The organism is Acinetobacter dispersus (assembly GCF_009884975.1).
Classification (GTDB): Bacteria; Pseudomonadota; Gammaproteobacteria; order Pseudomonadales; family Moraxellaceae; genus Acinetobacter; species Acinetobacter dispersus.
Window position 1 is genome coordinate 3,115,721 of record NZ_CP041970.1, and the last position, 12,643, is coordinate 3,128,363.

Genomic DNA, 12,643 nt, shown 5'->3' on the forward strand with positions numbered 1-12,643 from the left:
TGAATTGTTGTGAATTCATCAGCGAATGGGCGAATCATATAGTGATCTTGGGAAATATGCAGTAGTCTAATTTTAAATTTTTATAAAGGAATCGATAATAATGACAGATACATTAAGCGTGCTGGATTACCCGTTGTATGTAGCAGGAAAGGCTGTTACCACAGGGCAATGGTTAGAAGTGCATGATAAGTATCGAAATACGGTCTATGCGCGTGTGGCATTGGCTGACGCTAAGGTCCTAGAAAAAGCCATTTCGGCTTCGGTAAAAGCAGAAGCGGAAATGGCAGCACTCAAGCCTTTTCAAAAACAGCAAATCTTGCTGCATTGTGTAAAACGCTTTAATGAATTACGTGAGCAACTCACTGAGATTCTGATTGCTGAAGGCGGTAAACCTCGTGGTGCAGCCAGTGCAGAAGTGGAACGTCTGATTAATACCTTCCAATTGGCAGCAGATGCAGTCACGCAACTTGATGATGGTCGTATGCTGCCATTGGCGGTCACGCCTGCTGCCGCACGTTTTCGTGGCATGGTCAAAAAGGTGCCAATCGGTGCGATTTCCTTAATTAGTCCATTTAATTTCCCTTTAAATCTGGTCGCTCATAAGATTGCACCTGCAATTGCAGCAGGTTGCCCATTCGTGCTGAAACCTGCAAGCTTGACCCCAATCAGTGCTTTAATGATTGCCAAGGTTTTGGCGGAAACAGACCTTCCAAAAGGTTCATGGTCGGTATTGCCATGTGACCGCCAAGCAGCAGATATTCTAGTGACCGATGACCGCTTTAAATTACTCAGCTTTACTGGGTCAGATCAGGTCGGCTGGGATATGAAAGCACGTGCAGGTCGCAAGAAAGTGACTTTGGAGCTTGGTGGCAATGCTGCGGTTCTGATCGATGTGGATACCGTGATTGATGATGCTTTAATTGACCGCTTAATTGCTGCGGCTTATGGGCATGCAGGACAAGTATGTATTAGTGTGCAGCGGATTTTAGTACATGCAGATATCTATGCTGACCTGAAAAAGAAACTCATCGCAAAATTGAAGAAAATCAAGGCAGATGACCCAAGTTTAAGTAGTACTGTGGTTGGTCCGATGATTAAGGAAGCTGAAGCTGTTCGCTTGAAAAAATGGTTGGATAAAGCAGAGAAGAAAGGAGCAAAAATACTGATAGGAGGAAGTTTACAAGGCATGCTATTTGAACCCACTTTGTTGGAAAATGTAGATGCCAAGCTAGAAATTTATAAGGATGAAGCCTTTGGCCCTGTCGCGATCTTAGAAAAATTCAAAGATTTTGAGCAGGGCATTGCCACGATTAACCAAAGCCGTTTTGGTTTGCAGGCAGGTGTATATACGCAAAATCTCAATAAAATGCTGTATGCATGGGACCATTTACATGTTGGAGGTGTGATTATTAACGATGTCCCGACTTTCCGTGTCGATAATATGCCTTATGGCGGTGTGAAGGATTCTGGCCTAGGTCGAGAAGGGATTCATTCTGCGATTCGGGATATGCAAGAGGAAAGATTATTAGCCATTAAACAATAAAAAAGATTGTGGCCCAAGCGAAGTTCAAGCTTCGCTTGATTGTTTTATGTACTTGATTTTTATAAGTTGACTGCAAGGTCAAAATTACAGTCTGTTGAAAAATAATCAGTTGTTCAAAAAAGATGACTTTTTTTTCAGAATTTACAGTAAAAAGAAATAAAAACAGGTATTGTTCGGCTATTAAAAGCAGAAAAACAAAGCCCAATCTTTAAGGAAGATGGTTTGGTTTTTGCTTTGTTTGTCCATGTAAACGGAGACCCACAAGGTTGAAATTTCATGCAAGCAAAACAAGATTTTTTATGGCACTTTTCATGTCTGTTGGATAATAAAAACCTAGGGCAGCATGGAACGGCCAGCAGGACAATTTAGGTGTTTTATGGCAGATTCTCGTGAAAACTGGACATCACGATCTGGTTTTATTATTGCAGCTGTTGGTTCAGCTGTAGGTTTAGGTAACATTTGGCGTTTCCCTTACGTTGCTTATGAAAATGGCGGTGGGGCGTTTCTTATCCCTTATTTACTGGCGTTGATTACCGCTGGTTTACCTCTTTTATTCTTGGATTATGCAACAGGTCATCGTGCGCGTAATTCACCACCAAAAGCATATCGTGCGCTATTTAAAGGCGGTGAGACACTCGGTTGGTGGCAAGTCTGTGTCTGTATCATCATTGGTTTGTACTATGCCAGCGTACTAACTTGGGCAGGTAGTTATGTCTACTTCTCAATTGGTCAGGCGTGGGGCAGTGACCCAGAAAGCTTCTTCTTCAATACTTATTTGCAGACTTCGAAAGCAACTGGCTTCGATCTACAATTCGTGAGTCATTTGTTCTGGCCTATCGTTGGGATTTGGGCACTGACCTTAATCATTTTGTATGGCGGTGTTAAGAAGGGCGTTGAATTATCCAATAAGATTTTCATGCCGTTGTTATTTGTTTTGTTTACGGTTCTTGTGATTCAGTCATTACGTTTACCTGGTGCGGTAGAAGGCTTAAATGCATTCTTTACTCCGAACTGGTCAGCGATGATGAACTATAAAGTTTGGTTAGCTGCCTATGGTCATACTTTCTTCTCGTTGTCTGTTGGCTTCGGGATCATGGTGACGTATGCCTCTTACTTAAAACCTAAAACCAACTTAACCGGTTCAGGCTTGATCGTTGGTTTTGCTAATGCATCAACAGAGATTTTGGCGGGTATTGGTATTTTTGCTGCGTTGGGCTTTATGGCACATGCGGCAGGTAAAGAAGTACACGATGTTGTGAGTGGTGGTATTGGTCTAGCATTCATCGCATTCCCTAAAATTATTTCAAGTTTAGGTGCGGGTGCAGATTTATTTGGTTTCTTATTCTTCTCTTCGCTGTTTGTTGCAGGTATCTCTTCCATGGTAAGTATTTTGGAAGTGCCGATTGCTGCAATGCAGGACAAGTTGAAATGGGGCCGTACCAAAGCTGTAACGATTATTGGTGGTGGTAGTGCACTTGTTTCAGTGATCTTATTCTCTAGTGTGAATGCGATTAAACTAGTAGATATCGTCGATCACTTCATCAATAACATCGGTATTATTGGTGGTGCATTGATCTCGATTATTAGTATTGCTTGGTTTAAACGTTCTGCCTTGCGTGAACTGCGTGATCATGTGAATCGTATTTCGACGATTCAATTGGGCAAAGGTTGGGATTTCACTTTAACGGTGATCACATCGTTGATCTTGTTAACGACCTTAAGCATGACCGTATTTAACTTGGTGAAAAACGGTTACGATAGTTATAGCATGAGCTTACAAGGCATTTTTGGATGGGGTAGCGTGATTTTCTGTGCTGTCGTTGCAATTGTACTCAGCCGAATCAAAGATCGCTAGGAGAACAAATATGAATACTTCAGCAATCGTAATGATGGTGATTTCAATGGTGTTTTTATGGGGCGGTTTAGCATTGTCTATTCTGCACTTATCCAAAAACCCAGAAGAACTCGATGACGTTCTGGAAGAAGTCAAAGATCAGCATACGCTTTAAAAATAGATTTAAAAAAAGCAGGCTTTAAGCCTGCTTTTTTTATTATGCCAATTTTTTAATTTGGCAATAATAGAAACCATCACCAGAGTGTGAAGATGGAAGCAACTGACGACCATGGGTCTGTTCAATGCCCAAATCAGCTTCGATTTTGATTTCTTCTGCATCAGCATGTGCTGCAAAGAATGCCGCCATTTGCTGCTCATTTTCAGCTTTTAGAATCGAGCAGGTGATATACAGCAAAGTGCCGCCGACTTTAAGCTGTTGCCACATCTGCTGCAAAATCTGTTGTTGTAGCGCAGCCGTTTGTGCGATATCGGTCGACTGTCTGAGCAGACGAATATCGGGATGGCGACGAATCACGCCTGTTGCAGAACAAGGTGCATCCAGCACGATACAATCGACAGGTTCTGGTGCCTGCCACGTGGTGGCATCAGCCGTAATAATCTCAACCTTGTCCTGATCTAGGGCAAGACGTTCTAAATTTTCAGAAACACGCAGTAAACGTTTGGCATCATGATCAAGCGCAATCAATTTTTTAGGGTTAAAACGCTCAAGAATATGCGCAGTTTTACCCCCCGGTGCAGCACAGGCATCGACAACAACTTTGTTATCCAAGTTTGGTAAAAGCGTCGCGCACAATTGTGCATGTTCATCTTGAACAGAAAAACCACCTTCTTCAAAACCCGGTAAATGGGTAATATTGCCCGTTTGCTCTAGAACAATACCAACATCTGAAAGCGTGCAAGGACGAGCATCAATCTGCTCTTCGTCCAAAATCTCTAAATATTCGTTACGACTGACTTGGCGTTCATTGATGCGCAACGTCAGTGGTGCGACTTGTTTTAAGGCTTGGCATAGAGACTCTGCTTGCTCAGGCCAATCTTTTTTGAGTCGCTTGAATAACCAACTTGGTAAACCATGGGTATTATTCAACGCGGTTTGAAATTCATCTGTTTCACGTGAAACACGGCGCAGAATCGCATTGACCAAACCACTCATTGGCTCGAAACCGAGTTGCTTAGCCGCATTTACAGTTTCTGAAATCGCAGCATGTACTGGAATACGCGTACATAAAATTTGATATAAACCCAGGTATAAACAACTTTCTAGGGCTTCATTGTCTAATGGTTTTGTGAGCAAGGGTAAGGTAATGGCTTTTAACGAATACCATTGGCGTAAACAACCTAAAGTAAGCTCGTGATATAAACCACGGTCACGTTCAGAAACGATATTGATATGTTGATTCAAAACGGAAGACAAAGATTGCCCATTTTGAACCGCCAAAAGTGTTTTGACCACCTGCGCACGCAGATTCAAATTTTTTGCAGATGATTGATTCGATTGGCTCATGGGAGAATTTGTCCAAGATGTAATTTTTGGGTTTGGGCAATTTGAACTGGATTGAGGGCTTTAGCACCTGGCCATTGCAAACTGGTTAAGCACACCGCGCTATTGTCGCCACAAGCAACGTGTACGCCTTGTTTATCTATGGCAAGGATCTCACCGACTTGTGCATCAGCTTTTTGATGTTGAGAAAGCATTGAGCCCCAAACACGTAAGGCATTGTTTTCATCGAGCTGAATAAAAGCGACTGGCCAAGGGTTAAAGGCACGAATATTACGATCGATTTGAACTGCATTTACAGTCCAATCGATACGCGCTTCTGCTTTCACTAATTTGTGCGCATAAACGGTCAGTGCTTCATCTTGTACTTCACGTTTTTCAATAAAATCCTGTAAGCTTTGTTCGGATTCAAGTACCGTACAAATCGCTTCTGCACCTTGAACAGCCAATTTGTCATGTAAGCTGGCAGTGGTATCTTCCGCAGTAATTGGGCAATAGGTTTTATACATCATATCGCCAGTATCTAAACCTGCAGCCATTTGCATGATGGTAATGCCAGTTTCAGCATCCCCTGTGGCAATGGCACGTTGAATCGGGGCAGCACCACGCCAGCGTGGTAGCAATGAACCATGGATATTTAAACAACCGTATTTCGGTGTATCCAAAACGGCTTGCGGTAAAATCAAGCCATAGGCTGCAACCACCATCACATCTGCGCCAAGTGCTGCAAGCTCTTGTCGAGCGGCCAAGCCTTCTTCCGTAGATGCTTTAAAGTTCAAAGGTTGATAAACAGCTAAACCGTGCTCAAGTGCTAATTGTTTAACAGGAGAAGGTGTTAATTTTTGCCCGCGTCCTGATTTACGGTCAGGTTGAGTATAAACAGCAATAATCTGGTGGGATGTTTTTAATAATGCCGCCAATGCGGTTGCCGCAAATTCAGGCGTACCAGCAAAAATGATTTTCACAAATGGAATCCAAATAAAACTTATCTCAAATTATAAGCGAAAAAGCGACGAGTCCCTAATTCACCGCCTGAATTGCTTTTGTGCAAAAAAAGATAGGCCTGTTGGTCATCTGTTAAACGATAACTTGTAGTATGATGCAGAGAGCTCAGTATCATTTCGCCAGAGAGAATGTCCTATTCTTCTCGAGCACACACTTGTTGGGAATACAAAATGCCTGATTATCGTTCGAAAACATCAACACATGGAAGAAATATGGCTGGCGCGCGTGGTTTATGGCGTGCGACCGGTATGAAAGATGAAGATTTTGGCAAACCAATTATTGCGGTGGTCAACTCATTTACCCAATTTGTTCCAGGTCACGTGCATCTTAAAGATTTAGGTCAACTTGTTGCGAGAGAAATTGAAGCTTCTGGTGGTGTGGCAAAAGAATTTAATACCATTGCTGTCGATGACGGCATTGCCATGGGCCATGACGGGATGCTGTATTCACTGCCATCACGTGATTTGATTGCCGATTCTGTGGAATACATGGTCAATGCTCATTGCGCGGATGCAATGGTGTGTATCTCGAACTGTGACAAGATCACACCAGGAATGCTAATGGCTGCGATGCGCTTGAATATCCCAGTGGTATTCGTATCTGGTGGTCCAATGGAAGCGGGTAAAGTCAAATTCCGTGGTGATGAAAAGGCGATTGACCTTGTTGATGCCATGGTGGTTGCAGCAGACGAAAGCTATACCGATGAAGAAGTTGCTGCGTTTGAACGTTCAGCATGTCCTACTTGTGGTTCATGTTCAGGGATGTTCACGGCTAACTCAATGAACTGCTTAACCGAAGCTTTAGGTTTATCTTTACCGGGCAATGGTTCAATCGTTGCGACGCATGCCAACCGTGAAAAATTATTCTTAAGAGCAGGTCGTTTAGTGGTTGAACTAGCGAAACGCTACTACGAACAAAATGATGACAGCATCTTGCCACGTTCAATCGCAACCAAAGCCGCATTTGAAAATGCCATGACGCTTGATATCGCGATGGGTGGTTCAACCAATACCGTATTGCACTTACTTGCGGCTGCACATGAAGCTGAAGTTGATTTCACCATGGATGATATCGACCGTTTGTCTCGTCAAGTTCCAGTATTGTCAAAAGTTGCTCCAGCAAAACAAGACGTGCATATGGAAGATGTACACCGTGCAGGTGGCATCATGGCAATCTTGGGTGAACTTGATCGTGCCAACTTGCTCAATACCTCATGTCCAACCGTGCATGAACCAACCCTAAAAGATGCATTAGACAAGTGGGATATTATCCGTACAGAAGATTCGGACGTTTATGAATTCTATCGCTCGTCTCCGGGGGGTATTCCAACGCAAGTGGCATTCTCGCAAAACCGTTATTATTCAACTTTGGATGGTGACCGTGAGAAAGGCGTGATTCGTAATGCTGAACATGCTTTCTCTAAAGACGGTGGTTTAGCAGTTCTTTACGGCAACATCGCTCTAGATGGCTGTATCGTAAAAACAGCAGGTGTAGATGAGTCGATTCTTAAATTTACAGGTACAGCACGCGTTTTTGAAAGCCAAGATGCAGCGGTTGAAGCGATTTTGGATCATAAAATCGTTGCGGGCGATATCGTGGTGATTCGTTACGAAGGACCACGTGGTGGACCAGGGATGCAAGAAATGTTGTATCCAACCAGTTACTTGAAGTCGAAAGGTCTAGGTAAAGACTGTGCCTTGATTACCGATGGTCGTTTCTCGGGCGGTTCGTCAGGTTTGTCGATTGGTCACGTTTCTCCAGAAGCAGCAGAAGGTGGTGCGATTGGTTTGGTTGAAGATGGCGATACCATTGAAATTGATATTCCAAACCGTACCATTCATTTGAATGTTGATGATGCGACTATGGCACATCGTCGCACTGTTCAGGAAGCAAAAGGTTGGCATCCAGCAGAAGAGCGTAAACGTAAAGTGTCTAAATCATTGAAGATTTACGCAATGCATTCGACCAGTGCAGCCAAAGGCGCAGTACGAGTTTTGTAATCCCTTTGAGTCCCTCTTTCAATTAAGAGGGACTTTTTTGTTATTTTATAAGATACTGAATACACTTATTGACTCACTTGTTCCAATCCAAGCTTGAGAAAACTTTTCCATTTATAAATTTATGACCATTAGAGGCTATCGACATGTCTTTGTTACGTCGTTGGTTTGACCCGATCCGATCGAGTTGGTTCTATCAGAAACCTTCGCGGCAGGCGGTGTTACCCACGGAACAGGGTTTAAGTATTTACCTGCGTCTGGACGATGTTTATAGCTATCTTGCGGTACAACAATTGGATCAGCTCAATGAAATTTTGAGTGATGAGCTGAAACCTTTAAAAGTGATTATTTCGAGGCAAGACGCAGAACCTCCGAACGAGATGTCCACGCAGGATTGGCAAAGCTATTGTCTAAATGACGCCAAAATTCTCGCCAAGCAACATCGTTTTGGCTTTGATGACACCCCTGAAATTCCAAGCGCAGAAGCATTACAACAAGCTGAAACCATTCTTAGAAATACTCCGTTAAGAGAACAGAACTTCTTACATTTGCTTGAAGATGTGTTCCATATGCTATGGCAGCAACAATATGGAAAATTGCGTACCTTGTATGCAATGGCGAGTCAGCATCAAAGCCCTCAAGATTATCCTGAACGTATTTTTAAAGATGTGCCTGTTGCGGCCAGTTATTTCGAGTTTGGTGAACGTAAATATCAGGCCGTTGATGACTTACTCCGTTTGACCCGCCGTCTGAAACAACAAAAATTACTAACAGGAAATCCAATTTTCTTGATCAATCATATCGAATGGCGTGAGCATCTGATTAATGATGGTGAGGCATTAGCAGAAGTCCAAGCTTTGCATCCTGAGTTAGATTTGTATATTGCGCTTGAAGATCCTATGAGTTGGTTGTTATTGGCCTATATCAAAGAAGAGCTGGCCAATTATTATAATATCCAGTTGAAGGTCTACCCCTTGAGTTATCACGGGCGAGACTGGTTTGACTGGAGTCTGGCGACGCGTGTTTCCAAGCGTACCCAAGTGGCATTTACCCCATTCTGCCGTCCAACCAAAGAAGCGACTTATGAAATGGCACGACTGTTTTATAGCGTGCCTGAGGAACAGCAGGTGGATTGTATCCATCAGATTTTTGAAGGGGTATGGACGCGTGGTAAAGACTTGTCGTTTAAGGCTCATTTTCAACGGATGCAAAAGCGTTTAGAGATTGGACAAATCACTGAGCAAGATGTGGAGACATTACTGAAACAGAATGATGAACTGTGTCAGCAAAAGCATCAGCCTGATTTTCCTGTACTGGAATTACGCATAGACGGACAGAGCTACGTTTTTAATAGCCTGTATCGGGTTTGGATGATTGAAAGCATTATCAGCAATGTTCTGGAAGATAAATATAAAACAGCCTCAAGCTCTGCCTGAGGCCTGCTTCTAAAAATAAGGATAGGGCAAGCGTCCATTTTTTTCGTAGCATAACTCCGATGCAAGATCGGAGATTCGGACGTGACTTTTTTAGCAATTATTGTAATGGTATTTATCTTTGCGGGCATGATTAAAGGCATGATCGGTTTGGGTTTACCTGCGGTCTCCATGGGACTGCTCACGATTGCCATGAGTCCTTTTCAAGCTGCATCTTTACTGATTGTTCCCTCAATGATTACCAATATCTGGCAGCTATTTGCTGAAGGTCGGGTTTGGACCTTTGTGCGCCGTTTCTGGTCTTTGCTGTTTGGGATTGTGATTGGCTCAGTTTGGAGTTTTTTACCGACTTTAAGTCAAAGTCATGGCAAGACCAGCGAAATTTTATTAGGCAGTATGTTGGTGCTCTATGGCCTCTATGGTCTATGTGTCAAAAAACTGCCTCATTTGGCTAAATATGAACGCTGGTTGTCGCCTATTGTCGGTTATATCGGTGGTGCGGTCACGGTGGCGACAGGTGTGGTGATTATTCCTGTGGTACCTTATTTGCAGTCTTTACATCTGAACCGTGATGAGTTGGTTCAGGCTTTAGGATTAACTTTTACCGTCTCCACCATTTGCTTGGCAGTATTTCTACACCATAACCCAATGCAGGGAATCACACTGGACTATCGTTTATCGGCTGTGGCATTGGTCGCAGCTTTGGTCGGGATGTGGTTGGGTAAAAAAATTCGCTATCAACTGAATGAACAACGTTTCCGCCGTCTGTTTTTTATGGGGCTGGTCGCCTTAGGTGGCTATATGCTATCGCATTAATTTTGCTGTGAACTACGGACGATGCTGTAATAAAAAATCTGCAAATTGCTGATAAGTCTCAGGCAGTTGACTGAAATCCTGCGTTGCTAACAACAGCTTCCGATTAGCCCATGCACCCAATAGCTGTACCGTATGAAAATCATAGTCTGGCTCTAAACGCTGTGCTGCACGGGCAGGCATAATGGCGATACCAACGCCTTTGGCAACCACCTCGGCAATCGCGGCAAAATTGGGTAAGCGCAAACGGTATTGGATATTAAAGCCCAGCAACTTGGCTTGGGTTTCAATCGATTGCTGCAAAGAATGATGCGGCATCAGCCCAATAAAGCCAAAGTGTAAGGCATCGACCAAATTCAACTGTGAATGTTGTGCGAGAGCATGTGAGGCTGGGCAAATCAGCACCAAGGGATCACTGGCAAATTCCTGTGTCTGTAAAGGCCGAATATCAAAGAAACTGGAAACTAGTCCAAGCTTGGCGATGCCTTTGCCGAGTGCGGCAATAATCTCTGAACTCTCAGCTTCATGCAGATCGATATTGATGTCCGGATGACGCATCAGATATTGTGGTAACAGCGGAGGCAGATATTCACTTTGTGCAGAAGAGTTGCACCATAAGGTTAAGGATTCAGGCTGTCGTTGTCGAAAGCGTTGCATCTCTTGTTCAAGTTGGTCTTTTTGCCTGATCAAGGATCGAGCATGCTCGGTCAATGCATGACCAGCACTGGTGAGCTCAACACCTGTAGTATGGCGAAGAAAGAGAGGGGTATCGAAATATTGTTCGAGTTTTTTAATCCGTTCGCTGGCTGCTTGCAGAGAAATTGCAGAACACTCTGCCCCTTTGGTGAGGCTGCCTGTGCTGACAATATGCAGGAATAGTTGTAAATCAAAAAAATCAAAACGCATGATGGCAACGTATTGAAATATAAAAAACCATCATACTAAAAATGCTGAATAAAGATAGGGCATCGTTGTTGTGTTAAAAAAAGGCAGCTTGCGCTGCCTTCAAGGTTTTAGTTTTTATCTTTTAAACTGAATAATAGGTTCAGGAAAATCGCAGCAAAAGTTGCGGTTCCAATGCCACCTAAATTAAAGCTACCAAATAATAATTCAAAGTTACCTGCACCTAAAATAATGGTGACAGAGGCAATGATCAGGTTTTTATTATTTGAGAAATCAACTTTGTTTTCGATCCAGATTTTCGCACCTGCAATGGTAATCAAGCCAAACACCACAATTGAAGCACCCGTCAGAACTGCAGTTGGAATGGTACTGATCACTGCGCCAAACTTTGGAGAAAGGCCCAAGAAAATAGCAAATACACCAGCAATCACAAACACAATCGTAGAATAAACGCGGGTGACTGCCATCACACCAATGTTTTCACCATATGTGGTCATGCCAGGCGCACCAACACCACCTGATAAGGTCGTGGCTAAACCATCGGCAACAAAAGCTTTGCCCAATTGCGGAGTCAGGTTTTCACCTGTCATTGCTCCCACAGCTTTGATATGACCTAAGTTCTCTGCCACTAAAATCAGTGCAACTGGTGCAATGATCAGAATCGCATTTAAATCAAAAGTTGGATGTGAAAAGCTTGGAATACCGAACCATGGTGCCGCTGCGATTTGGGAGAAATCAATCGGTTTGCCATAGCCTAAAACATTGGTTGCAATGGCATAAAGCGCATAGGCAATCAGTAGGCCAACGAGCAGTAATAAGCGTTGTAATAAGCCTTTGGTAAAGACTGCAATGATGCCCATACTGAGTACAGTGATGAGCGCCATCCACATCTCAAACGGTTGACCAGCAACACCTTTAATTGTCACAGGTGCAAGGTTAAGCCCAATGATCATGACGATCGCCCCAGTCACCACCGGGGGCATCAGTTTTTCGATCCAACGTGTGCCTGTCAGCATCACCGCAAAACCGATCAAGGCATAAAAAATACCACAGGCAACGATACCGCCTAATGCAACAGAAAGATTAGGGTTGGCGCCTGAGCCGGTGATATGACCAGTCGCTGCAGCAACCACACCGATAAAGGCAAAACTTGAGCCTAAATAGCTTGGTACGCGTCCACCTGTGATCAGGAAGAAAATGATGGTACAAATCCCTGACATTAAGATGGCAAGGTTTGGGCTAAAACCCATTAATAAGGGTGCAAGAACCGTTGCACCAAACATTGCAAATGCGTGTTGAACCCCGAGCACCGCACTTTGTAAGGGCGGTAAATATTCATTTGTCGCAACAGGGCGATGATCGATCTTCCCCTGATACGGCTGCCATTTTGGAAACCAACTTGACATAAATTAGACTCATTATGTGATATCAGCGCGTATGATACCCTGTCTTAAAACGAGCTTTCACCTATAAGCCATTGAGAATATTGCCAGAACAGGCATTACGGGCTTGTATTTTTACCTTTTGGTAAAATTTATTTCAAAATAAGCTAGCGGTTTTATTATTTATTTTTGTGCTGATGCTTTGAAAAGTTAA

Annotated in this window: 10 protein-coding genes; 6 read left to right on the plus strand and 4 right to left on the minus strand. The window is 43.4% G+C overall.

Features of this window, described 5'->3' with window-relative positions:
- The first annotated feature begins 100 nt into the window (after positions 1–100).
- The 3 genes from FPL17_RS14340 to FPL17_RS14350 all read left to right on the plus strand — a co-directional run bounded on the left by FPL17_RS14340 (position 101) and on the right by FPL17_RS14350 (position 3,552).
- Entirely contained in the window at positions 101–1,543 is a 1,443-nt protein-coding gene (locus tag FPL17_RS14340) for an aldehyde dehydrogenase family protein (protein ID WP_159885714.1), read from the plus strand.
- Positions 1,544–1,919: 376 nt separating this feature from the next.
- Positions 1,920–3,398, plus strand: coding sequence for a sodium-dependent transporter (locus tag FPL17_RS14345; RefSeq protein ID WP_005201740.1), 1,479 nt, complete (start codon positions 1,920–1,922; stop codon positions 3,396–3,398).
- Between the two features lie 10 nt (positions 3,399–3,408).
- On the plus strand, positions 3,409–3,552 hold the full coding sequence (locus tag FPL17_RS14350; RefSeq protein ID WP_159885716.1) for a methionine/alanine import family NSS transporter small subunit: 144 nt from the start codon (positions 3,409–3,411) through the stop codon (positions 3,550–3,552).
- Between the two features lie 42 nt (positions 3,553–3,594).
- On the opposite strand, the gene rsmB is transcribed toward FPL17_RS14350, so the two are convergent.
- Both rsmB and fmt read right to left on the minus strand, forming a co-directional pair.
- Positions 3,595–4,902 (minus strand): 16S rRNA (cytosine(967)-C(5))-methyltransferase RsmB, encoded by a 1,308-nt coding sequence (rsmB, locus tag FPL17_RS14355; RefSeq protein WP_159885718.1) that lies wholly within the window; start codon positions 4,900–4,902, stop codon positions 3,595–3,597.
- Complete coding sequence (fmt, locus tag FPL17_RS14360; RefSeq protein WP_159885720.1) at positions 4,899–5,861, minus strand: methionyl-tRNA formyltransferase; 963 nt, start codon at positions 5,859–5,861, stop codon at positions 4,899–4,901. Before fmt ends, rsmB begins: the two co-directional genes overlap by 4 nt.
- Positions 5,862–6,071: 210 nt before the next feature.
- Here fmt and ilvD point away from each other — a divergent pair, with 210 nt between their 5' ends.
- The 3 genes from ilvD to FPL17_RS14375 all read left to right on the plus strand — a co-directional run bounded on the left by ilvD (position 6,072) and on the right by FPL17_RS14375 (position 10,147).
- Complete coding sequence (gene ilvD / locus FPL17_RS14365) at positions 6,072–7,901, plus strand: dihydroxy-acid dehydratase (RefSeq protein ID WP_159885722.1); 1,830 nt, start codon at positions 6,072–6,074, stop codon at positions 7,899–7,901.
- Positions 7,902–8,044: 143 nt separating this feature from the next.
- Positions 8,045–9,334 (plus strand): hypothetical protein, encoded by a 1,290-nt coding sequence (locus tag FPL17_RS14370; protein WP_159885724.1) that lies wholly within the window; start codon positions 8,045–8,047, stop codon positions 9,332–9,334.
- An 81-nt stretch (positions 9,335–9,415) separates the two neighbouring features.
- Positions 9,416–10,147, plus strand: a complete 732-nt coding sequence (locus FPL17_RS14375; RefSeq protein ID WP_159885726.1) for a sulfite exporter TauE/SafE family protein — start codon at positions 9,416–9,418, stop codon at positions 10,145–10,147.
- 12 nt (positions 10,148–10,159) lie between these two features.
- On the opposite strand, the gene FPL17_RS14380 is transcribed toward FPL17_RS14375, so the two are convergent.
- Positions 10,160–11,050: a LysR family transcriptional regulator gene (locus FPL17_RS14380; RefSeq protein ID WP_159885728.1), complete on the minus strand. Its 891-nt coding sequence runs from the start codon at positions 11,048–11,050 to the stop codon at positions 10,160–10,162.
- Positions 11,051–11,157: 107 nt separating this feature from the next.
- A complete protein-coding gene (locus FPL17_RS14385; RefSeq protein ID WP_159885730.1) occupies positions 11,158–12,453 on the minus strand; it encodes a solute carrier family 23 protein in 1,296 nt (431 codons plus the stop codon).
- Positions 12,454–12,643: the final 190 nt, after the last annotated feature.